The following is a 25,191-nucleotide window of genomic DNA, read 5'->3' as shown; positions in this document are numbered from 1 at the left end:
CTGTTATGATTCAATATTTTCTACTTAATTAGATCTATCCCAAGAGCTAAATATTTGATAATTTATGTATTAAATATTACTGATTGTCATGGGAGGTAAAAGTTTATTTTAAAACTTATATAAAATTTTTCGGTTTTCGGATAACTTCTGTATGAAAAGAATATTTGTTATTGATAAAGTTTTGATGAAAAAATATAATTAACAACATTTATTTGTTAAGTTATTTATGTCTAACACCGATGCATATACCAATTCTCAGCCACATCGCACTTAATCATTCACTACGGGACTGACAGCAGCATTCAATAGGGGTGTAGTCATGCTAAAGCCCTACATTCGGCTATCAGTAATTTTCCCAAAATGATAATTGCCAATATGCCAGCAGAGCAATTATATGAAAAATAAATTCATTTCCCAAATTAAAAATATCAGTCACAAGCTAAATCAAATTATCCAAAATTTACTTCAGAGTAGATCTGGACGGACAAAAATAGCTTTCAATATTTTACTGGGTTTAACCTGTGGCTTAATAGTCACATTCGTGGGTATGACAATGGATTCAGCCACGACGAAAACCACTACAGCACCTGCATTTACTTATAAAACCTCTTGGCTTGGTAATACTATCGGCAAGGGAAAATTGCGCGTTCAAAATAATGTGGAATCCATCTATGTAACAACAAATGGTGAAATTTACACTAATAGTTATTGGGATGAAGCTGGAGGAGAAGCGGGAATATATAAAGATGGTAAAGTTATTGGTTTTTTAGAAGACCTTCACGGCTGGTATCGTCTTGGTGGTAAAGCAGTAACAGCCAATAGCAAATATATTTATGTTGCTATGACTCAGGGGGGAATGAAGGATAGCAAAGACGGTTATCCCCCCGAAGGTAAAACTTGGTACTGTGTCAGACGCTATAATTTAGCGGGAAAACCTGTACCTTTTCCTGAAGGTAATGGTTGGGATAAAAGTATGTTAATTACCAGTGAAAAAAATGAAGTCACTGGGTTAGCAACTGTAGGGAATAAATTATTTGTAAGTAATGCTGCTGCCAACATTGTGCGGATTTACAATACGGAAACAATGCAGCAAATGGGTAGCTTTGCTGTTACCAATCCCGGAGGAATAGCGATTGACCCACAAGGAGATTTGTGGATTGTTCAAAATAAAAAAGGTAGTACAGGGGGTAAAATTGTCCATTATTCCCAGACAGGGAAAAAATTACCTCAACAAATTGTAGATGTTGTTGACCCAACAGCGATCGCAATTTACAAACAAGACAGACTATTAGTAGCAGAAAACGGCATTCGCCAACAAGTCCTGATTTATAACATCAAAAACCAGCCTGTACAAGTAGGGACATTCGGCACTAAAAATGGAATTTATAGTGGTGTTCCCGGCGAAGTTCAAAGTTTAAAACTTTATGGAATTACCGGAATTGGTACAGATAAGGACGGGAATATCTATATCAACAACAATGGTTTTAACAAATCAGGCACAGATTTAAGGAAATTTTCCGCATCTGGAAAACTACAATGGCAACTACTAGGCTTAATATTTGTAGATAATGCAGATACAGACCCTAAAAGTGATGGTGTAAATGTATTCACCAAGCATGAACAATACTTGATGGATTATAGTAAACCATCTGGTAAACAATGGACTTATAAAGCCTACACACTTAATCCTTTTAAATATCCTCAAGATCCTCGTTTACATACAGCACCGGATGGTACTTTTGTTCGTCGTATTCAAGGAAAGCCTTTTATATTCCTCACAGATATGTTTGGCCGCTTACTGCAAATTTATCGTTTCCAACCAGATACCGATGGTAAAATTGCTGTTCCGGCAGGGCTATTTGTGGGAACAAATGATCAAGGTAAATCCATCTCTGGTAGTTGGCCTCCTTATCAACCAGCCAAAGGAGAATGGATTTGGCGAGATAAAAATGGTAATGGTGCCTTTGATCAAAATGAATATGACAGCAGCGAAGATTATCTCTACATAGGTGGTTGGTGGGTAGATAGCAAAGGAGATGTTTGGAAAACTTTGCGAACTGAAGATGGTATTCGTCATTATCCTTTACAAGGATTAGATAGTAAAGGAAACCCCATCTATACCTATAATTCCATGCAAAAGGAAAAGACTCCTAGCATCTTTAAAGATTTGCGGCGAATTGAGTATTTTCCGGAAACAGATACTATGTATTTGTCAGGTTTTACAGCAGAACATCCGTCTTCTGGTGATGATACAGGAGTTGTAGGATCAGAAATTGCTCGTTTTGATCAGTGGAGTCAAGGAAATCGCACTCCCAAATGGCGCACTGTAGTTCCTTACGACACTACAGGAAAGCGAGAAATTTCTACCGCATCCATGAGTGTAGCTGGCGATTATGTGTTTGCAGTGACAGTGAAAACCGCAGAGGTGTATGTCTATAAAGCTGCCACAGGCAAACTTGTACACAAATTTGGGCCAGGGCCAGAAGTTGGTGGAGAAAGTGGCTGGATTGATATCCCCCACGGTATCCGGGCTTTTCGTCGTGCTAATGGTGAATACTTGGTATTTGTAGAAGAAAATGGCAACGGAAAGGTGATTATTTATCGCTTACCAATTTGAGGAAAAAGAGTCTAATAATTGACTCGAAAATTGACATTTTTTAGGGGTTTAACATTACGCTTTACCCCTTAAAATTTTTCACAAATTAAGTAGGGTTGGCTGAAAAAGTTATCTATGTTCGCGCAGCGTGACGTAAGTCATGGGCTAGGAGTATGGCTTACGCCAAGCTTCGCTATCAAGTCCAAAGTGGTAGCTTTACCACCCGCATAAATAAATTTTATTATCAGTATTTAACCGAGCTTATGACTGATTTTATCTTCATATTTATCAACCAATTTCACACAAAAAATAAATATCTGAGGTTTTAATTAATTATGATTAATAACAAATGCTTATGCATATAAAGTTGCCTTTTATCTAAAAATTCAGCCCTTGATAAGTATTAATACACCATACTCGGAAAGCAGAAAACATGGATAAAAATAGTCTGACGAAATTAGAAAAACTCATTCCCAATAATTTGCTCAATCAGATCCAATATATTCATTCCAGTTTACTATCAAAATGGATTTTACTTTGGGGAAGTCAGCCATTAAAATTTAGCCAAAAATCAGCAATGGTTTTTTCTCCCCATCAAGATGATGAAACCTTGGGTTGTGGTGGTATGATCGCCCGGAAAAGAGAACAAGGAATATCTGTAGTTGTCACATTTTTGACGGATGGACGAGGTTCACACGGTTCAGACCCACATATTCAAAATCAAATTATTCAAATTCGTAAACAAGAGTCCTTAAAGGCATTAAGTATTTTAGGAGTGCAGCCTTCAGAAATTTACTTTTTTGATCAGCCAGATGGAACTTTACCAGATTTAAAAGCAGAGGAAAGACAACAAACAATTGATCAGATCTCTCAATTGTTAAAGCAATATCAACCAGGAGAAGTTTATGTTCCTCATCGCAAAGATTGTCATAAAGATCATGAAGCGACATATTCTTTAGTTAAAGAGGCGATCGCACAATTAGGAATTAAATTAGAACTCCTAGAGTATCCGATTTGGGTATTCTGGAGAGCGCCGTTATTTATCTTGTTGAAATTAAAGGATATTAGGTCAGCTTATCGGTTATCAATTACATCAGTGCAAGACAAGAAAAAAAGAGCGATCGCCGCCTATCCTTCCCAAATACAAACCCTACCGCGTGGTTTTATCAAGCGATTCTTAAATTCCGAAGAAATCTTCTTTCACAGTAAACATTAATCAGTCGCTTGAAGATTGATAACTGATAAGTGGTAACTGGCTGCAAGGCTAAATCTATCGTGGGAAGCATCATGATATCTGCTAGAAAAATTGCCGTGGAGAAAAGTTAAATGCGAATCCTACATATTACAAATCATGTCCAAAAAATCGGTAACGGAATTGTCAATGTAGCAGTAGACTTAGCTTGTTTACAAACAAAAAAAGGTTTTGATGTTGCAGTCGCATCAGCAGGTGGAGAATACGAAACATTATTAGCAAATCATGGAATTTGCCACTTTCAACTGGATCAATCCCGCAAGCCAGTAAACATGATCAAAGCTGCTTGGCGTTATCGAGAAATTATCAAAGAATTTCAACCAGATATTGTCCATGCCCACATGATGACAGGGGTTGTTTTAGCAGGAATTCTCAGAAATAGTAGTGAATATAGTTTAGTTTCTACTGTCCACAATGAATTTCAACGCAGTGCAGTATTAATGGGATTAGCAGATCGAGTCATTGCAGTTAGTCATGCAGTAGCTGATTCGATGATCCGTCGTGGTATCCCAGCTAAAAAATTGCGGGTAGTTGCCAACGGCACTTTAAACAGTCCTCGACATAGAAAAATTCAAGATTACCAACCCATACCACTCCATCATCCAGCCATTACCACTGTAGCTGGAATGTATACCCGCAAAGGTATTGGTGAGTTAATTGAGGCATTTAGTCTCATTAGTAAAGATTTCCCCCAAGCCCATCTTTATCTAGTTGGAGATGGTCCAGATCGGGCTATGTTTGAGACTATTATTAATAGTAAACAATTTAGAGACAAAGGATTACACCAACGGATTCATTTTGAAGGATTCCAACCAGAACCCCAACGTTATATGCTATCTACAGATATCTTTGTTCTGGCTTCACATTGCGAATCTTTTGGTTTGGTTTTGACAGAAGCAAGAGAAGCTGGTTGTGCAATTGTCGCCAGTGATGTAGATGGTATTCCTGAAACTTTGGATCATCGACAAGCTGGTATTTTAGTACCACCTAAAGATAGTCAAAAGTTAGCCCATGCGTTGGCGCAACTACTCAGCGATGCCAAACTCTTACAAAGATGGAAATTCCGCGCCAAACAAAACCTAGAAAGATTTAGCGCCGCACGAGTAAATGAGGAAACATTAACTGTCTATCGTGAATTAATGAGAGAATATGATGTTATCAACGTCATGAAAACTAGAGAATTAGTAGCAGGTAAATAGCCATCATCAATTGATAATTGATAATTGATAATTGATAATTGGTTAATTTTCTTTAAAATCTCTCCTGTAAAAAATAAATAGAAAGCAAAACTTTTCCTTGGTTTCAATCCTCTACCCTGGAAGGAGAGGTAATTGTCAATTGTTATTCCCTAATATATATCAATCACTTGCTTTTGGCTTAAATACATAGCAATTCCCTTCTCATAATAAGCAGCCTCATTGATAAAAATGGGATAAACAATAGACTCTCCCTGATAAAGAATTTCTTTGTTTTCAAAAGTCAGAAAAATTGGATCACCAGGATGTAGCGGTTCATAATCTTGAAATTGCAGTTGAGGATGAATCATAGCTTCAATCTCCCCATCCTCATCTCTGGGATAATCTACCGCACCAATTGATTGATAAAGAGTTAGGGTGTTGTTAATCACATAATCTTTACCTCGGTTATACTGTTCAAAATAGTCCAGGATACTATAAACAAGTTGTTCAGTTTGCTGAAATAATTCTGCATTTAAAATGCCTGGAGATACAGCACCAACTTCAATTGCAAAACCTAATTCACTTAAAGAACGGAGAAAACCACTATTTCTGGGTTGCAGATGACTATAAACTTTAACTAAGGGATTAATCGCACTCAAATTAGCAGCCAACCGCAATAATAATGGGTGCATATTACCGAGAATAATGCATAATCCCATATTGGCAGTGGTGGTATGTAAATCAATAATCGCATCGACAAAATTTTGGTTTTGTGGTTGCAGGATTTGTTGAATTTCTCTAGCCCTCACCTGTTCATAATTATCAGGTGTCTTAGCTGATAAATCACTTCCCGTAAAACACCGATTTAAATCTGTATCAATATATCTTCTTCGAGCAACAATAGCTTGGGGATTACCCAGTAATGGTAGAGTTTCAAAACTAGGTCTACTAATTAAATGTGGATATTTTTGAAATTTTTTAATCAGATAAACTCCCGTTACTTCATTCCCGTGAATTCCTCCCATAACTGCTACCCTGCTGATTGAAGTCATAATTACCTCATGTAGACAAAACTTAGCTATAAATTAGAAAATACCAGATTCCCGATTTCTCACAGAAGCCGGGAATGTTGTTTTTCAGAACAGATTTAGAACCAATACTGTTCGGTTAAGAGTTTTTGTAGGTTGGGTCCAAAGAAAGCGCAACTCAACAAAAGTCCGTAAATGTTGGGTTTCCTAGCGTCAACCCAACCTACCTAATTTAATGTTTTTAGCTTAACCGACAAGTATTGGATTTAGAACTGGGATAGAAGCTATAGCAGGTAACAGGTGACTTTTGACAGGTGACTCCAGTTAAAAGGCTTTTACGGTCTAGGTTTTATCATCTGTTGATGTCCTAACCACCTTGACTGTTGCTATACATCTTCATAGCTTGATGTTGATAGTATTTATGTGCTGCCATAGCCATAGCTAAAAATCCCCACATAATCATACCTGATACACTCAACATCCCGCTATATATAATTAATTGAGCGCAAAAACTGATACTAATGGCGCGAGCAGCACTAACAAAGCTATCAAACCGACCTTCAGTATAGCGAATAACACTAAAAAGAATTAAAACCAACCCACTAATATAGGGTATTGCACCAAACCAACCCAAGGTAAAAAACATATCTAAAATCCCACTGTCAATGACAATAACTTCAATTTGTCCAGTTTTTTCATTGACCTTCCAAATATTTCCTAAACCGTTACCAAGAGCAGTAGAAAGGGCTAAATTCAGATTGCGATCATAAGTTGCTGATCTATCCTTAAAGCTGCCATCTTCCTCCAGATTGGAAAAACTTTCCAAACGAGTAGTTACAACTTTGGAAATAGGTTCAATCGTCACCAATGGCACAACGCATACAGCCATAATTAAAATAATGGCAATTAAGCGCAGTTGAATTTTAGTTTTCACTGAACCAAAAATCAGGATGATTCCTAATAACCATCCACCCCAACTAGTACGTACTTGAGAGAGTAAAAACGATAAATAACCAACGGCTGAGGCAGGAAAAATTAACGGGCCTGTACTAGTAAATAATAATAGTAAACCTGTTTGCATTACAGCACCAAACGGACCTGGTGAGTGGAGTGTACTCCAAACTCTCATTCCAAATGCCACAGGATTACCAGCACTGGTGAACATTTTTGATTCTATCAACCACAATTTATCCCATTCAGGAGCAGCTACAAATTGATATATACCGTAAGCACCAGTAATTAAAACACACCAGATAAATACACGCTGAAAGTGTTGGCGATAGCTGGGATAATCTCGCCAATTGATAAATAAATGAAAAGCGAAAATAATGGGACTTACCCAGTCTAAAAAACCACGTATTACTGGAACTGGTTGATTAAAAATAATCCCTACTAAAAATCCATAAAATACGCCAGTGAAAGCTAAAATGAAGGGTAAACCACCTTGACGAGTAGCTTGAGGCAAGTGTTTGATAAAAGTGGCAATGGTGACAAATACCACTAAATAAGGGGCTATCATCATTTGCCGGGTGGCATCCCAACCTACCCGATAGTCAACTAAACGAGTGAGTAAAGGTGTGAGAAAGCAGATCCACCAAGTGAAGCCGATGTAAAGAATGGGATGCCGCAAATATAAAAAGATGGCTACTAATAAAGAAGTAGCCGGAAAAATTAGCCTTAATAAGCTGGCTGCACCGCCAAAGTAACAAGTTGCTATGAGTAATAGGAAGCCGACAATAACTATCCAACTTTGTGCAGATCGATCTTGTGGAGAAAAGTTAGATTGTAAAAAACTATTAAAAAGTATCTGTTTGGAAAACATACTATTTTGGATGTTAGATTTTGGATTTTGGATTGAAGTATATAAGCAAGCATTCAGCCATCAGCAAAAACAGGAAAACCATCAATAATATGCTGTTAATTACTCTCATTAAAACTGGTGGAATGGGAGTAAAAAAATCCAATTTTATTACAAAGTTTGTCTATCTATATTTGAAAGCTGTTAGCGTAGCGTAGCCATTTACTGATTACTGAGAGATGAATACTTATTTTGAATTTTTAATTGATGTGTTTGCCATCCTTGCCAACGGCCGCGCAAAGATGCTTGCAATTTTTTATTGACAATTTTGCCTTGACTGGGAAAAAATCTCAGCCATTGGACTAAGCCAAAACAGTCTTTTGTGCCTACTAATATTGCCCATAATAAAAAAGCAATTTGGCGTAATAGTGGCAGATGTTCTAATAAAACTACGGTTTCATTGTGTACTAAATTAATACAGGCAATTTCATTAAAGTTTTGGCGTTGGTCTTCATCAAAACGTTGGGCTGGATAGTGATCTACACCAATACTGGGATCATAAATAATTTTCCAACCTGCGCGTTGGAGTGCAAAGGTAAAGGCCATTTCAAAATGTACCTGTGCGCCAGTTCCTCGCATTCTTTCATCAAATTTTAATTTGCCGATCGCCTGGGTGCGGATACTCATATTTACACCTTTGAGGACATCCACTTCACGGGCTTCACCTACTCCCAGATGATGGTTGCCAATGACACGCCCAAACCACTGTAAACGCCCGACTATCGGATATGATCCGTCTTCTATCTTTTCACCCCGGTGTATCCAGTCACGTCCGCCCACCGCACCTATGCAACCATCGTTTTGAAAATGGACATTGATTTTTTGCAACCAGTCAGAATGGGGTGCGGCATCATCATCAGTAATGGAAACTATGTCTCCTGCTACCGCTACTAGTCCAGCGTTGAGGGCTGCGACTACTCCTGGTTGTGTGACTGTGACGGTTTGTAGTGGCAGGTTTTGGCAAGGAAATTGGTGTAAAAATTGCCAAGTTTCTGTATCTGTATCTCGAACTACCACAATTATCTGATCAACTGCTTTAGTTTGGGCTTGCAGTGCGGAAAGGCAACGAGATAAGTCTTGCGGACGGCGATAGGTAGGGATGAGAACTGTATTCCTCATTTTTAATTAACTCTTCAAATAAATCTAAATAGGTTTGTGCCATAGTCGTCCAGCTATATTGTTCAGCAATGGTACGCGCTACTTTACCCATTTGCTGGCGTAATGTGCGATCGCTGTTCAATAATTTCAAAGCATCGGCTAAAGCATCAACATCGTCACAGTCGGGTAAAACAATTCCACAAGCTGGTGTTAATAAATCAGCCGCACCAGTAGTTTTAGCAGTAATTACTGGTAAACCTGAAGCCATCGCTTCAATTACTACTAATCCAAAAGGTTCATAACGGGAAGGAAATACAAATAAATCTGATGCCTGTTGAATTTGTGGCATATCACGGCGATAACCTAAAAAATGTACCCGTTCAGTTAATTTTAAAGCTGCAACCATTTCTGGATAGGGGCTATCTTTGGTTTCGCCAACAACTGCTAAATGTAAATCAGGAACTTTGACTAAGGCATGAAGTACAGTATCTAAGTTTTTGCGAGAAATGCGAATATCACCGGCAAATAAGGCTAATGTGACATTTTCTGGTAAACCCAATTGTTGGCGAGAACTCACACCAGGAGAAAATTCTTGTAAATCAACTCCATTGACAATAACGCGAATTTTGTCACGGGTTACGCCAATATTAACCAACTCTTCCGCTACTTTTTTAGAGACAGCAACAACAACTTTAGTTTGGCGAAAAGCTAGTTTTTCCCAATAGGCATTTATGGCAGTGTACAGCCACTGATATAAACCATATAAATCTCGATGTTGACGGGAAATATGTACAGGTGATGCCCACCAAGAATTATGGACAAAATGCACAGCATTGACATCAGTAGTGCCTATAGTAATTGCACCATTGGCTTTAATTAAATCAACTTCTTGCCGATGTTGACGCAACCATTCACCACTTTTTTTAGCAAAAATAAAATTGCGAATAAATTCACTAGGATATCCGTTCACGGGAATTTTAATCCAATTTACCGCACTATTTTGTTCTAAATCTGGTGCTATTTCACTGGCTAATAATGTTAACTGATGACCACGGCGCAGTGCTTCTATAGCTACCTCATAGTTGACTCGTCCTTGTCCATCACCTTTTCTAATTTTATGAGTAACAATGCAAAGTTTCACTCATGACCTCTCAATTTTATAAATTTATAAATTCTTGCTAGAACCTTAACCTCTTTAACCCAATAAGTAGGTAGGCGTTGAAATTTATCGTTATGGCAAGGCAAAAGGCAAGAGGCAAAAGGCAAGAGGGAAGAGACTTTCACCGACTTTACATTTTGTAACATACCTCGGTTTTTTCGAGCCGACTTACTTATCTGGGTATTAATTTTCCATCATCCCAGTAATTTATTAGTCAATATCTGAGGTGTGTAACTAAGAGTGAGAGCGATTAAAGTCCGTGAATTAAATTTTTGTTCATTTAAAGCACTCCAAAAATAAGAACGTGCTGCTTTTTTTTGCTGGTCTCGCAACAAACCAATTCCTAAAGTTGTATTAGCTTCCAACCACAGTTTTTTAAAGTGTGCATGAAAATGCTGTAAACGCGAATCTTTCATAAAAATTTGGTAACAGAAAATCTCACTTGTAGCCTTACGAATTTTTGCCTGTACATTACGGCTACCACTGATATTAGTATCTGTTTGATCGTGGTTGCGATAGCGCGTTAATTTTTCTGAACAATAGTAAATACTATATCCCGATATACAGCACAAGTAAGTTAAATATAAATCCCACATTCCCCCAACCTCTAAAGGAATACTATTCCAATCAATCAAACCATTACGAATTACACAAGCCGCCGCAGTAGGGATACTTTTATCAACCAAGCCAATTTTAATAAAGTCCTGATAAATTCCTGAAGCCAATTTATCACGCTGATAAAAGCGTGTATTTTCTTCAGTGATCGCTGCATTAATTTCTCCTTGAGAATTGATAATATAATGGTCACAAAAAGCCAGAATTAAGTCAGAATTTGCTTCTAATTGCGGTACAAGTTTAGCTAAAAAATCTGGATTCCATATATCATCATCGTGGAGACTAGCAACATATTTCCCACGTGCCATTTGAAAAGCATTCATCTGATTATTTAGCATTCCCACATTTTCTGGATGTCGCCAAAATTTGATCCGGGAATCGCCAAAAGACTCAACTAAACTTTGAGGATTTTCCGAACTACAATTATCAGAAACAATAATTTCAATATTTTGATAAGTTTGTTTAACGGCACTAGCAATAGCTTCTTTCAGGTATTCTTGGCGGTTATAAGTTGGAATGATAACGCTGACTAAAGGTGCTGATAATTGAGAATTAATAGCCATATTATTACCACTGTATATTTACAAACTCGAAAAATATTAGTTAAATGTAGTAAGAATTCAGGAGTCAGGAGTAATAGTATTTGAGAAATTTGGCATAGTCGTGAAAAAGCTGACTACTGATAGTTGAATGCTTACAAAATATAGATACACCCTGATCAAAAATTAAATATTTACCAATGTTTCCACTTGATATTTTTGAGAGATTGGTTGTTGGTAAATAGTCTCTAACAAGCGTAATGCTGTCGGTACAGGACTATAATTTTCTATTGCCCACAACCTTCCTTGTAAAGCAATTTGCTCTAAAATTTCTGGTTCATCAGCTATTCTTTCTATAGCGACTTTTACGTTATCTAAGTCTATACCAATATAATGCCGCCAATTCTCAGGCATTACAGGCAGACAAAGCCCATATTTCTCAAAATCTAAATGAAAAGTAGTACAGCCGGCAGCTAATGATTCCCAAAATCGCCAACTATCCCACTGTACAATAGTGTTAGATTTTAATCCTATATTGCTAAGAAATTGCTTACCAATACGATTCATTACATTACCTGGATTATTTGGCCAAGCAGGAACAAAAAAGCCACCAAAACAGGCACAGGCTGTTGAATTTTTCAGGCGATGATAATAGCTTGGATAATGACGTTTACCTGTCTGTAACCATTGCAACTCATGATATGCTTCAGTTGAACGGTTATCTGGATTATCAATACTATTATCTATTTGCAGAAGATTTGTAATTTCGGGCAGGAATAGACTAGAACTGATATTTCTGACTGGATGACCTCTTTTCCAACTTCTAAAATTAATCAGAATTTGTTTGTTTCGCTCATTATAACTGGGGCTGTCTTTAACTTCCTGTAAAATCCGATTACTCAAACCAAAGCCCCAAGGGTAAAAATTCTTACCATAGTTGAGCTTGCTGTTAAAATGATTCCGAAAAATAAAATCAAATTGTCTAAATTCTGGTCTTTGTATGTATGTTTTGTCACTATCTTCGCCATCTAAATAAACAGTTAGATATTGACGACTTGGCTTAAATAAATTATCTGGTAAAGGATAATTAATATGAAACCAATTATTAGTTAACAAGACGAGAGAACAATCATCAGGTGTGATATCTGGTTGATAATTCAAGAGATATTTTTCCTCTTGTGGTGACTCCCGCCAGTAGTTGACATTGGAAAAACAAGATATTCCCAGTTCCCGAAAACCTTCTGCTAAACAAACCAACAAATGTTGAAACTGATCTCCGACATCAACACCCTCTCTAGGGTCACAGAAAAAATATACTTTACCATTAAATTTAGCAGGAAGATTATTGATCATATATTTTGTCTCTTGTTTACTGAAATTGCCACTAAATCACCAAGATATTGGATAAATTTTGCAAAATGGATTAAGAAATTAATACCTATTTATTTGACTTCATTTTGAATTTGATAATATTTCCAAAACTTACCACGTTGTTCTAGTAGGCTTTGATATGCTCCCTGCTCCACAATTTTTCCTTGTTCAATCACAACCACTTTATCGGCTTGAGCGATGGTAGAAAGTCGATGGGCAATAACAATTACTGTCCGACCTTCGGTAAATTTTTCTAACAACTCTTGAATTACCTGTTCTGTGATTGCATCTAAAGCACTTGTGGGTTCATCTAAAATCAAAATTTCTGGATTTCTGACCAAAGCGCGAGCAATAACAATCCGTTGTTGTTGTCCTCCAGATAATTGAATACCATCAGCACCGATAACTGTATCCATACCTTGAGGTAATTTGTCGATAAATTCCAGAGCATTTGCTAAACGTGCGGCTTCTATAATTTCCGCCTCAGTTGCTTCTGGTGTACCATAGGCAATATTGTTGCGAATGGAAGTGTTGAAAATAAAAGTTTTTTGACTAACTATTGCCATTCTACGGCGCAGAGATCCAATTTCAAATTCCCTTGAATTTACTCCATCTATGAGTATTCTTCCGTCTATTGGATCGTAAAATCTGGCCATTAAATCAGCAAGTGTTGTTTTACCACCACCAGATGCACCAACTAGGGCAATCATTTTTCCCTTTTCAATCGTTAGCGTAATATCTTTGAGTACCAGTTTATGAGGTTCATAACCAAAATTTACAGCTACTATTTCTATGACTCTTTGTAATCCCCTAAACGGAAGATGTCCATTTTGAAAGTAAATTTTATCCTCTGTTTTTAATAGATCCTTGATATTTTCTACTGCTCCAGCTTGGGTACTGACAAAAGCTATTACGCCATTCAAATCTTGAGTCATTGGCACGATGCGAAATAGCACAAAGAAGAAAGTCAATAAGGCAGAAACCTGCATTAAGCCTGTCAGTACTGCCACACAAACCATAGTGATAAGAATCAGAGTAGCTATACTCTCTGCTAAAGGTCTAACTAGCAGAGAAATCCAATAAACTCTCTTCCAAGTTTTAACTATGTTGCCACTGGCTTGATTATATCGCTGCTGTTCAAATTTTTGAGTATAGAAGGCATGAACTGTACGTATACCTTCAATAAATTCTAGCGCCCTAGAAGTAAAATGGTCATTAGCTTTGGTGATTTCAAAACTACGTTCTCTAATTTGTTTATTTAATGTTGATAGCCCTACTGCTAAAAGACCAAATAACAAAAAAGAGACTATTGAAAGTTTCCATGACAAAATAAACAATGAAATGGAATAAACTGCTAGAGTTAAACTTCTGGTGACTAAAAAAGCCATACCTCCAAAAATTTGTCTAATCCTCTCCATTTCATTAGTGAGAGTATTAATCAATTCTCCAGAGCTTTTTTTACTAAAAAAACTTAGGTTTTGAGCTGCTAATTGTTCAAAAATTCGTTGACGTAGATTATCTACTAAACTTATTTCACTAAACTGGATGCAAATCTGTCCTAGGTAATTGAATGATGCACGGATACAGGTGGTAATCACAATTAAAGCCGATACGCGGTATAATCGCTCGGTTGCTGAAGCGTTAATACCTAAAATTGCAATATCAAACCAGTCAATTCCTATTTTTACAGGTTCAGAACCAGGAGTAGTCAAGCTTTGCAAAAATACAAGCAAAAAACCTAAGCCAAATCCCTCACAGCTAGCAGATAATAACGAAAAAAATATTGCTAAAATAGCCGTTAATTTAAAGTGTTTGAACTCTCGTAATATTAAATGATTGTTTTGCCAGAAATTCGTGTATTTGAAGATTTTTAAGGTTGATGTGGGCAATTTGAAATACATAAAATTTTGGAAAGATTATTTTCAGAACACGACAAAAATTGGATATCAATATATAATCAATATCCTTACATTGGAGCGCGACGAATAAAACGACCAACAGCAGATCCAAAGAGAATTTCAAATTGTTGCCAGAATAATTTTACTGTTGAATATAATTGAATTGGTGTTTGGCTATGTCGCCAATATAATTTATCAGTCACAGTTGGAGAGCTACCTTGTAAAGCATTTATAATTAATTGCTTGCGCCAAGGTTTAATATTTGGTACGGTGGCGTGAGACATGATAGTACCACCAGGAATAAAATCCATCCCTTCAGGCCCAATGGTACTTAAAGGATAATTACTCAGCATCAATGCTAAGTTTAAATAAGTCTGGTCACCATAAAGATAGGGATAAGTATTAAAGGTTTTATCACCATAAAGATCCTCTAAATTGGCATATCCTGACATCTCACCTACTTCTTCTAATTTCTGCCAAAGATTGAGGATAGATCTGTAATTTTTATGGACACCAATAAAGCCACTATTGTAGTGATAATCTAATTCTCGCTCACAAACAAAACCGTTATTTTCAGCAAATTCTTTCCATGCTAAACGTTTGGGATGATTTGCAGGAACAAGATACCAAGAATCACCGCAAAGAGCAATACCTCGACTTACCCAATTTTCGTAGTAATGCCAACTACATTTATTGACAATGTCCGGATCAAAGTAAAACAATACTTCAACATCTGGGCAATATTTTTCCCATAATAAAGACATAAAATCAGGCTTGTAAAAACCTAAATGCTTACGAGTTTCTAGCTTGACAAACCTGATTGCACAACCTTCACCTATAGCTAATTCTTGATAACCATTTCCTGCTTGCACAGACTTAGCCCAATGGGGTAAATTACCACGATATCCTGCCCAAAATATGCCTCTAAAACCGTGGTGATATAAGGAATTTACCAAAGCTCCTACACCATAGTGGTAGTCTTTTTCAAAAACGGTACAAATTGCTGTTTGCATGGTGCTATTAATTTTTGAGTTAGGTATATAATTCCTGAGATTGAAGATGAAAACAGGAAATAATCATCATGGAAATAAAAAACATACTAGGATGAAAACTAAAAGAAATATGAATTCTTATCCTAGATGTAGATTGTATTTAATTTATGACAATCTCGCTGTTTCGTATTCAGTCTCTATTTGCCATGCAGTTATTACTTCAGGTAGTTCATTTAACTGTTGCTCTTTTATTTCTAAACTTAGTTTGATCACATCTTCTAAACACCAACAACGATATTTAATCAAACTCATTTCCCCACAGAGGACATTGAATAATTTAGGTAAGTTATCTAAACCATATTTACGCATCCATAAACCTAATCGCGGACTATGGTTGTTTCTGGTTGTGCAGAAGTTGATAGCTCTAAATAATTTACCTCTTTCACCAATATGCCACTTATAAGTAAAGAGTAAATCAAATGATTGAAGGCGCATGATGACAATTAGTCCCAGCATTAAAGGACTAATTAATAGCAGTAAACTTAGTGCTAAAATCCAGTCTATTAGTCTTTGTATCACTATCAATACTGGCTGACTTAATGTAGAAAATTGATTCCTACAGGCCATGGATAGAAATATTGGCTTATTAGCTTGCTGACAGGCATCTGCCCAAAATCGCAGCGCAGCATAACCTAATTTTGGATCTATAGTTACTACATTAACAGGAGAATTTTTTAAACACTCCACCAATAATTGTTCGTTATCTAGCGAAGGTAAATAAGGTTGTTGAAAATCACTAGGAGGCTTTACCAATAGCTGACCTCTACGCCATTGAAGTGTGCAGTATTGAGAGTGATAATTTTGGTGAGGTTTAGGTGTAGTAGAGTGTAAATTGGGAACAATTGAAGTTGTCATAGGTCTTTTAATCTATACACTAGACAATTACTGAAGTGGATAATAAGATTTCAGATGTGTAGAATTCTGTAGCTGTGAAGATGTACAGAAAACGAGAATAAGAGTTAAGGAAACAGCAATTAAGAGAAATGGAGAGTGAGGACACTTGGTATTTTTCCTAGGGATATGTAGAGGTCAATAATCCCTTAAAATCACCGCTACATTTATTGATTTTCAACTACTTAAATTTTCAACTCTCACTTGAAAATGTTTAGTTTTGTCCTTAATCTCTAGCATATAAGAATTGGCAGAAATAACTTATCATGCTACTCATTCTTGATTAAATCTTTAAATACTTATATTTTTGGGCAATTAATATAAAAATTTGATGAACTGCAATATTCGTAAGCACTTCAGCCGTCAGCTAACGCCTAATGGCAAGCTGCGCTAACAGCAGTCAGCAAAATGTACCAAAGACAAACTTAGTTATACCCAGATCCCCGACTTCTCCAAGAAATCGGGGATCTATCTCCTGTGGGTGTTATGTTTAATTCACCTTTTCTGCTTACCCAACAAGTATGGGAGTCAATCTGACAGTATTCAGAATAATTCTGAGTTTTGACTCCTGAATTATCTTTTGATAAATAGAACGGTGAAGTGGAAATCATTTATTTTTCCACAAATTGTTGCAATACCAATTGTGATTGTTTGGCATAAGGTACATAAGTGCTATCAGAGTTAGACACTCCATTAGCCACAACCCCAATCAGATTTAACTTGCTTAACATTGCTGTAGCTTGAGCTAAATTATTGCGTGTTACTCTACCAATGCTTGCCACCATGACTACACTCCGACAAGATGAGGCTGTGAGTATGGCATCTACCATACCCAGAACTGAGGGCGCATCTATGAGGACTAAATCATAGTTTTCTTCAAATGCAGCCATCAATTCCATCATGCGTGGAGAACTCAAAAGATGAGCCGGATCTACAGGGATTGGGCCAGCCGTTAAAATGTCGATATAAGATGAGCCTGAGTATGGAACCCCAATTTGATTAGGAAGGGTTACATCACTAGCTAATAAAGTTGATAACCCTTGTTCATTAGGAAGATTCAACTGTTTGTGCAAGCTAGGATCTCGCAAATTGGCATCTATAAGCAACACCTTTTTATGTAATCTGGCTGCACTCATAGCTAAACCTAATGTTAAAGCTGATTTACCTTCATCGGGTAATGCTGATGTCACCATCAAAGATTTTAAATCAGTGACACTATGGAGAAGTTCTATATTTTTATAAATCAGGTCTAGTGATTCCCAACGGGGTGGAGATTGCAAGACTTGAATTGTCCAAGGAGCAAGAACTTCGGGTTTACCAAATGGCAATTTGATGATTGATTCTTTGGGTTTAGCTGGTGGTAATTTAGGAGTTGTTCCTAACAATGGCAAAGCTATTTGTTTCTCTAATTCAGCAGTAGTATGGACTGAATCATCAGATGATTCTCGAATAAAGGCAGCAATACCACCTAACATTAATCCTACTACTGCACCTAAGAGGAGATTTTGTTTGAGATTAGGTCCTAATTTTATACCTTGTTGTGGCTCTTCTACCACTTCCCAATTAAATCCACCTTTGGAAAGTTCTTGACGCAATTGCTGTTCTGCTCTCAACAATTGCTCCATTCTTTCCCGACTAAATTGTAATTGGGGCAGGATGCGATTGTAATAAGCCAAGAGAGAAGGAAAGCGTTTCAGTTGCGATCGCAGTTCGTTCTCTTTTTCTGCCAAGGTTTGGTCACGCGCACTCAATGCAACTATGTTAGTCTGATTTTCTACTAATTCACTAGTCAAATTTAGGTCAATTTCCCCCAGTTGTCCTTGTTCGAGCAGGTTTTCACCAAAACCGAATGTAGCATTAGACTTTCCACCTAAAGTTCTACTAACTTCTTTTTGTAAGAGTTCTTTTTGGCTCTGAAGTTGTTCCTTTAGCTTCTGCACACTGGGAGTATCATCCGTAAAACGCAAGCGTTCCTGTGCTAAAGCTAGTTCGGTTTTTTGAATTTCATTCAGTAAACTTTGATAGCGTGTAGACTGGCTCAGACGAGAAGAAACTAAGGCATTCTGAGGAGAACGATTCAGTTGTTGTTGTAGAGATTTTTGTTTAGCTAAAGCTTCTTCATATTGAGAACGAGTTGTTTGTCGTTCTTTCTGAATATTATTTAAAGATTCTTCAATTGCTTTAGCTTGTATTTCCGGATCAATTAAATTCTGGTTTCGGCGAAATCGTTGGAGATTAGCTTCAGCAGCATTTACTTCGTCACTGGCTTTTCGCAACTGTTCTCTAATAACTTGCAGACCTTTTTGTAACCGCAGATCCTGTTGTTGTTTGTTATATTCCACATAGACCTGTCGAATAGCAGCTAACACTTTCTGTGTTTTTTCTGGATCTCCATCCGTATAGTCTACTTGAAAAATTTTGGTGACAACGTTATCGTCCTTAGTTCTAAGTTGAGTTAAGACTAAGGATTTTTTTACATCTTCAACCGTAATATTTGGATATTCAGCTTTGAGTTTATTAACTGCTTTTTGAATTAATCCAGAACTCTGCATTAAATTCAGTTGTGTAGCCGTGTCGATGACAACGTTAGTGTCTGTAAACTGAGTCTCTACAGAATTATCTCCTTCTTTTTTGCCTTGATAGTTAGGTTCTACCAAAAGTTGCATCGTACTTTTGAAGGTGGGATTTGTCTTCAAGGTAATAATACCTGCCAGCGCAGTAGAACTCAAAAATACTAATAAAAACCAGGGAAATCGTCGGACAAAAACAGCAAAAATTTGTCCATAACCTGGTTCTGTATCTGCTACTGGAGATATATGAGGACTTAGACTAGTTTGAACCACTTTGATTATCCTTATCCTTGTTGTGCGAGATGCTATAAATAGCTTGTTTCCTTGAGGGGGTGAAACTAATACCAATTCGTAAGAATTCAGAATTTAGAATTCAGAATTCAGAATTCAGAAGTCAGGAGTCATGAGTCATGAGTCATGAATATTTGATCAATCGGTAGATTATCAATGATTCAGGAGTACGAAGTACCGAGTAACCCCATAACTAAAGTTAGGGGGTTGAAACAAGGAAACATGATTTCTCGTGCTTTGCATCTAGAAATAAATATTTTCCTTCTTTCATGAATTCATGGCCTTTAGACTTATTTGTGCTGAGTTTTCAGCAGGTATCTCACTCATTACTCGTTACGCTGAATCCTTACCCTGAAGTTAAATGAATGAGCGATGCACACCAGCAGCTTGAACAAGAATTTGCTCAACCTTACTAAAGAATGCTTGTTCCGAAAAATTATTAACGGCATGATTACGAATATTTTCGTAATTCCAAGATATTCCTCTAGCTTCTAATAATGCGGCTTGTAGAGAATCAGGCGTTTGTCTCTTAAAAAACACTCCTGTTTTACCAGGTATTTGAGTATCTAATACCCCACCGGCTCCATAGGCAATTACTGGCGTTCCACTAGCATTTGCTTCCACTGGAACTAATCCATAGTCTTCTAAGGCTGCAACGATAATAGACTTAGCTCTAGAAAATAAGTCTTTACGTTTTCCATCACTAACGTGACCTAAGAATTCAATATTACCTAATGCCTTGGATTTTAACCGTTCTAGTTCTGGTCCGTCACCTGATATTAATAAATGCCACCCTAACCAGTTAAAAGCCTCGACTATTATATCAAGACGTTTATAACTTATCATCCGGGCAGATGCCAAGTAGTATTCATCTTTTGTATCGGAAAAAACAAAATTGCTGGTATCAATTGGATAGTTAATTACAATTGCTTGTTTACCATAAATTTTTTGAATGCGTTGGCCAACAACACTTGAATTAGCAATGTAGATATCTGGTTCTTGGGAGTATTTCAGATCTACATTTCTCATCATTTGAAATATTTTTTCAATCAAGGGCGCAAAATACCGATAGTCTCCATACTCCCGTAAATAAGTTTCTGTATCCCATAAAAATCGGGTAACATTATGACAGAAACAAATATGGCGTGCTTGTGGTTTTTTTCTGACTGCTTTTGCAAAACTAGTGCTACTACTGATAATTAAATCATAGTCTTGAAGATCCAAAGCCCGAAAGGCAGGAAAGTAGAGAGGAGCCATCAATCGGAAATACTTTGCTGCACCGGGAATCTTTTGTAAGAAAGTTGTGTTAACTATACGCTCACGGAAATCAATACTTTTTTGCGGATCATATAAAGAGGTGAAAATATCAGCTTCGGGGTAACGTTTACAAAGCAATTCAAACACACGCTCTGCCCCACCGCGCTGGGTTAAGTAATCATGGACGAGAGCAATTTTCATGGATGATGCCTTATATTGCAATGTTGATTAAATTCAGGTTTGACTAGCAAGTATGTACAGATATGTTTATACCAGTCTACTGCTTGCACTAAACCCATCTTGAGGATGTTGTAAATATGAGAAATTTGGGATAATGCCCTGGCAACATCTAAAAAACTTTCAATATTTACTTATTTCCGAATTGAATATAGTCAAGTAAATTACAACTATCAATAAGTTACTTAACATCGCCAACACCTAAGTAAATATTATCAACTAAAATTTTGACTACCTATAATTAAAAATCGAAGGTTGAATAAGAATATCAGGAAAACTTTTAAGTATTTGCTCACCTTGAGCAAAATTATGAATTAGGTCAAGTGCAGGGGTAAGAGGCAGGAGGCAAGAAGTAGGTTTTTCCCCTACACCCCTACACCCTTATACCCTTGATGGAATTTTTCAGACTATTTTGTTAATACCAAGGTTTTTGCAGGTGCAAAATAAGTTTGTTGTTCAGCGCGTAGTTTGTCGCAAAGTCTACCTTCAGGCAATTCTACATCGTCGTAGGTGAGGACTTGATCTTTAGAAATATCACGTTTTAAACGACATCCTTCAGCTATACCCATAGGTAGTAAATTTTCTCGCTGAACAATTTCTGAGTTTTCACATTGTCCATAGGTCATGTAATAACCAATGCCGTCTAAAGTTTCTCCAGCTTTGAGATCAATTTTGGCAGTTGCAACAACGTCAACAACTGGGCCAGCGATGGGAGACAGTACAGCATCATGAAATAATACTGCACGAGCTACAGAAAGAGGAACTTCAAAATGACAAAGGTGATAGGGTGTGTAGAAACTGTAAAGAGGTCCTTCACCAAGTTTATAAAGGTTGAGATAATGGCGTTGTTTGGGGTCTTCATGAGTAGCAAAAACAAACACCCCTGGACCCGGTTTTGTGCCAACCACATAATCAACAATGCCACCTAATTCTTTTAGTTGGTCAACATCATACATTTTGGTCATTTCATCAACATGACCTGTGTATTCGTAACCCAACATTCCGCGTTTTGCTACCTTCATACCTGTGCCATTGGCGACAATTGCTTGCTCAAAAGAAATTTTTGTCCCATCTGCAAAGCTTGTCACCATTGCCGGATTTTGTCCCCAACGTTGAGCAAAACCCGCTTGGGTGGTGGGGTTGCGGTAGGGGTCTTGTAAACCTTTGATATTTCCACACAGTAAAGGAGTTAAACCGATGCTTTTCACAAAGCGGTAGAGGTTCATTTCTACCCCTGGTTGGTCGCCATCACAAGCTGTCAGGATGACTCCAGCGCGGTCGGCGTGTAGTTTGAGGATGGGGCCGATAGTACCATCAAGTTCTGCATTCATTAAAATGATATGCTTTTGATGTGCGATCGCTCTCATCACCAAATGAGCAGCATATTCAATTGTGCCTGTGACTTCAATAATTGCATCTATGCCATCGGCTTCACACAGCAACATGGCATCTTCAGTGACTGCATATTCATTTTGCATCACTGCATTTTCTAAATCTGCCACACTAGAAACAATCTTAAAATCCTCAATTCCTGCTTCTAAATACGCTCGTTTAGCTCCATCAATGTGACGATTAGAAATAGCAACCAATTCCATTCCGGGAACAGAATTGATAATTTGATTAGCAATGCCGCGTCCCATAAAACCAGCACCAATCATGGCTACTTTTACAGGTTTACCTAATGCCGCACGGGCTTGTAAAGCTTTATCTACAATCAGCATCATTAAACTCCTATTAAAATAGATTCTAGTAAAGACCAATTCCGATCTTTTTCAGATATTTCAGTTACAGCGACAGGCCAAGAAATTGCTAAAAGTGGATCATCATAACGCAAACCACGCTCATAACCAGGAGTGTAAAATTCACCCACTTGATACACAACTTCAGCACCATCTGTTAAAGCTTGATAACCGTGGGCAAACATTTCTGGTACATATAAAGCGCGGCGATTTTCCGCAGTTAGTTCTACACCAATATGCGACAGATAAGTTGGAGATTCAGGACGCATATCCACAATTACGTCATAAATTGCTCCTTGAGTACAACGAACTAATTTTGTTTCTGCTGCTGGGAGAAGTTGATAATGCATTCCCCGCAATGTGCCTTTTTTATGATTAAAGGACAGATTACATTGAGCAACTGTGGGTTTTAATCCGTGGTATGCAAATTCCTGAGCGCAGAAAGTCCGAGCAAAAAAACCACGATGATCTGGTTTTTCTTCTAAGTCAATAATGAACGCACCAGAGAGTTTAGTTTCTGTGAAAATCATATTTTTCTGTGAATAGAGAATAGGGAATAGGGAACAGGCGATAAAAACCAGAGGAGCAGAGGAGTAAATTACGAATTACGAATTACGAATTACCCATTAGCCATTAATTGTTTATTGGGTTTGATGAAAGTATCATCATTGTATTGAGTGCAAAGTTCTGGACGCTTTGGTGATTTTGCTGTGTAAACAAAAAAGATGGTTGAGCGTTCTTCACTTCTCACAGTACCATGATGTAAAACATTTCTGGGATCTACAAAAATTATAGTCCCCGCCTTTCCTGGGCAGTATTTCCAAGCTTTTTTAGGAATAATATTCATCATTTTTTGGTCATTAATTCCTAAAAAATTAGACTTCCACAGTGCATAATCAACCCGATAATAATTCAATAACTCCAATGGATTAGTAGGCAGGGGTATATATTCAAAAGCACCGTGTTTTTCTGTCACATCATGTAAATAGATGATGACTTTCATCATGCGTCGGTCTTCAGAATCTTTATGCCATAGTAATGTTTGTAGTTGCTGTTCGTTCGGGAAGTCTTTCCGCACATGAACACCATGAAAAGCTATAGGTAATCTGATATAGTGTTCTATGATATTTTGCAGCCTTTCTTCAATTCCCCAGGTAACAAACTCTGGTAAATCTGTAACTGTATAAATTTGGGGTAAGTTATACCCTGATTCAATATTTCTGGGATTTTTCATCATTGCTGCATAATTTTTAGCACTTTCTAACATTTGTGCAGTTGATGGTAATCCTAAACTCTCTAAGGAAGTAATGTAAACACCTTCTTTGTTCAGAGTTTGGGCAATTAGTTGGTCTTCGTTAGATAAAACAGGCAAATTTTTTCTGTGTTGGACTAGTGATACTTGATAATCTAACTCAGAAGTTATGGTATTGATTTTGTCGTTAATAGTTGCAATCATAGGACTTATACCTTCCTTATTTATCCTTTATTTCGACGGACAATTGGGTTAAATTGTTGATGAGATTCGGCGATTTTAATTTCGGGAGCAGCCATGACTTCAATAGCAGAAATACCCACTATAGCCAAAAAAGGAACTACGGTTTGAATAGCAGAAACTGGCCATCTTCTTAAAGCACCTAAGAAAACTTTCAAGTTAACTTGTTGAAAGTTATGTACCATCATTTGTGCATAAAATCGCTGAGAATATCCTGCATTTTCTTGTAGCTTAAAAATTACTTCGGGGATATGTTTATATTGCATTAATAGCGCAGATTTTGGCTCTTTTTGCCAATAACTAACACCAACAATACATTCTAAATAGGTATCTTTAGTGACAATTACTTTGCCATGAGCAGCACAATATCCGGCAAAATATGCTAAAGATATCCAATTATTAATTGCACCTGGCCAAATTTGTAAAGCACGTTTCACTAAGTCAGCGCGATATATTGTAGCAGTGAGAAAAATGACTGCTCCCACACTTTTAGTAAAACAATATTCAAAGATTGCCTTACCATCTCCCTGACCATCTTCCGTATCAGCATCAAACCAACGATTACCAACTATTGTGGGTGGATGAACTGCTTCACCAGTTATCTTATTTCTACCAGAGAAATTGAGAAATAGTAATGATAAATTCTCAATATTTTTGATTTTATCTATTACATAACTGATGGCTCTTTCTTGAATTGGATCATCATCACCAATTGTCCATACATATTTTGTGGTTGCTGAACTTAGGCAATAGATGATATTTCTCATTACGCCTAAATTTTCAATATTCCGATTAGATTTAAAAGTAACATTATTAAGATTTTCTTGCCATTTCTTGATGATTTCTTGAGTGTTGTCAGTCGAACAATTATCAGAAACTAATATCTCACAATCAGATTCATATCCTTTGATGGCTTTAGACAACCACTCTAATTGTCTATCCAGTAAATTGGCTCGATTATAGGTAGGAATAGCAATGGTTAATAATTTATTCATGGTGGTATATTCATCCTATTTGCCTAGTATTTTTTTGCTATAAATAGCGAAAATATTTGAATAATTATGTAAATT

General features: G+C 37.0%; 18 protein-coding genes. 3 read left to right on the top strand and 15 right to left on the bottom strand.

Annotation, left to right across the window (positions count from 1 at the left end; genetic code table 11):
• Positions 1–394 precede the first annotated feature (394 nt).
• The 3 genes from A0J48_RS04025 (at position 395) to A0J48_RS04015 (ending at position 5,047) form a co-directional block, all read left to right on the top strand.
• Positions 395–2,617: an NHL repeat-containing protein gene (locus tag A0J48_RS04025; RefSeq protein WP_200320545.1), complete on the top strand. Its 2,223-nt coding sequence runs from the start codon at positions 395–397 to the stop codon at positions 2,615–2,617.
• Between the two features lie 412 nt (positions 2,618–3,029).
• The gene (locus tag A0J48_RS04020) at positions 3,030–3,812 is read left to right on the top strand and encodes a PIG-L deacetylase family protein (RefSeq protein ID WP_200320543.1); all 783 of its coding nucleotides are present in this window, start codon (positions 3,030–3,032) and stop codon (positions 3,810–3,812) included.
• A gap of 110 nt (positions 3,813–3,922) precedes the next feature.
• On the top strand, positions 3,923–5,047 hold the full coding sequence (locus tag A0J48_RS04015; protein WP_200320541.1) for a glycosyltransferase family 4 protein: 1,125 nt from the start codon (positions 3,923–3,925) through the stop codon (positions 5,045–5,047).
• A gap of 149 nt (positions 5,048–5,196) precedes the next feature.
• On the opposite strand, the gene A0J48_RS04010 is transcribed toward A0J48_RS04015, so the two are convergent.
• The 15 genes from A0J48_RS04010 to A0J48_RS03940 all read right to left on the bottom strand — a co-directional run bounded on the left by A0J48_RS04010 (position 5,197) and on the right by A0J48_RS03940 (position 25,116).
• On the bottom strand, positions 5,197–6,078 hold the full coding sequence (locus tag A0J48_RS04010; protein ID WP_200320539.1) for an aspartoacylase: 882 nt from the start codon (positions 6,076–6,078) through the stop codon (positions 5,197–5,199).
• A gap of 343 nt (positions 6,079–6,421) precedes the next feature.
• Positions 6,422–7,876 carry an O-antigen ligase family protein gene (locus A0J48_RS04005; RefSeq protein WP_200320537.1) on the bottom strand — a complete coding sequence of 485 codons (1,455 nt, stop codon included), beginning with the start codon at positions 7,874–7,876 and terminating at the stop codon, positions 6,422–6,424.
• A gap of 198 nt (positions 7,877–8,074) precedes the next feature.
• Positions 8,075–9,031, bottom strand: a complete 957-nt coding sequence (locus A0J48_RS04000; RefSeq protein ID WP_200320535.1) for a glycosyltransferase family 2 protein — start codon at positions 9,029–9,031, stop codon at positions 8,075–8,077.
• Entirely contained in the window at positions 8,949–10,151 is a 1,203-nt protein-coding gene (locus A0J48_RS03995; protein WP_200320533.1) for a glycosyltransferase family 4 protein, read from the bottom strand. The genes A0J48_RS04000 and A0J48_RS03995 overlap by 83 nt, the downstream gene beginning before the upstream one ends.
• Before the next feature lie 212 nt (positions 10,152–10,363).
• Positions 10,364–11,347, bottom strand: coding sequence for a glycosyltransferase family 2 protein (locus A0J48_RS03990; protein ID WP_200320531.1), 984 nt, complete (start codon positions 11,345–11,347; stop codon positions 10,364–10,366).
• A 162-nt stretch (positions 11,348–11,509) separates the two neighbouring features.
• Complete coding sequence (locus A0J48_RS03985) at positions 11,510–12,676, bottom strand: glycosyltransferase family 1 protein (protein ID WP_200320529.1); 1,167 nt, start codon at positions 12,674–12,676, stop codon at positions 11,510–11,512.
• A gap of 89 nt (positions 12,677–12,765) precedes the next feature.
• Complete coding sequence (gene hepA / locus A0J48_RS03980; RefSeq protein WP_200320527.1) at positions 12,766–14,595, bottom strand: heterocyst formation ABC transporter subunit HepA; 1,830 nt, start codon at positions 14,593–14,595, stop codon at positions 12,766–12,768.
• Between the two features lie 65 nt (positions 14,596–14,660).
• A complete protein-coding gene (locus A0J48_RS03975) occupies positions 14,661–15,605 on the bottom strand; it encodes a hypothetical protein (RefSeq protein WP_200320526.1) in 945 nt (314 codons plus the stop codon).
• 144 nt (positions 15,606–15,749) lie between these two features.
• The gene (gene hepC / locus A0J48_RS03970) at positions 15,750–16,499 is read right to left on the bottom strand and encodes a heterocyst development glycosyltransferase HepC (RefSeq protein WP_200320524.1); all 750 of its coding nucleotides are present in this window, start codon (positions 16,497–16,499) and stop codon (positions 15,750–15,752) included.
• Between the two features lie 647 nt (positions 16,500–17,146).
• A complete protein-coding gene (locus A0J48_RS03965; RefSeq protein WP_200320522.1) occupies positions 17,147–19,378 on the bottom strand; it encodes a GumC family protein in 2,232 nt (743 codons plus the stop codon).
• 375 nt (positions 19,379–19,753) lie between these two features.
• Positions 19,754–20,854 (bottom strand): glycosyltransferase, encoded by a 1,101-nt coding sequence (locus A0J48_RS03960; RefSeq protein WP_200320520.1) that lies wholly within the window; start codon positions 20,852–20,854, stop codon positions 19,754–19,756.
• A 443-nt stretch (positions 20,855–21,297) separates the two neighbouring features.
• Positions 21,298–22,611, bottom strand: coding sequence for an NAD(P)H-dependent oxidoreductase (locus tag A0J48_RS03955; RefSeq protein WP_200320555.1), 1,314 nt, complete (start codon positions 22,609–22,611; stop codon positions 21,298–21,300).
• A 2-nt stretch (positions 22,612–22,613) separates the two neighbouring features.
• Entirely contained in the window at positions 22,614–23,159 is a 546-nt protein-coding gene (rfbC, locus tag A0J48_RS03950) for a dTDP-4-dehydrorhamnose 3,5-epimerase (protein WP_200320518.1), read from the bottom strand.
• Positions 23,160–23,248: 89 nt separating this feature from the next.
• On the bottom strand, positions 23,249–24,085 hold the full coding sequence (locus A0J48_RS03945) for a phytanoyl-CoA dioxygenase family protein (protein WP_200320516.1): 837 nt from the start codon (positions 24,083–24,085) through the stop codon (positions 23,249–23,251).
• A 20-nt stretch (positions 24,086–24,105) separates the two neighbouring features.
• Entirely contained in the window at positions 24,106–25,116 is a 1,011-nt protein-coding gene (locus tag A0J48_RS03940; RefSeq protein WP_200320514.1) for a glycosyltransferase family 2 protein, read from the bottom strand.
• Positions 25,117–25,191: the final 75 nt, after the last annotated feature.

Source organism: Sphaerospermopsis aphanizomenoides BCCUSP55, from assembly GCF_001586785.1.
Lineage (GTDB): Bacteria > Cyanobacteriota > Cyanobacteriia > Cyanobacteriales > Nostocaceae > Sphaerospermopsis_A > Sphaerospermopsis_A aphanizomenoides_A.
The sequence above is the reverse complement of the archived record's forward strand: the minus strand, read 5'-3'. Positions and strand labels throughout refer to the sequence as shown.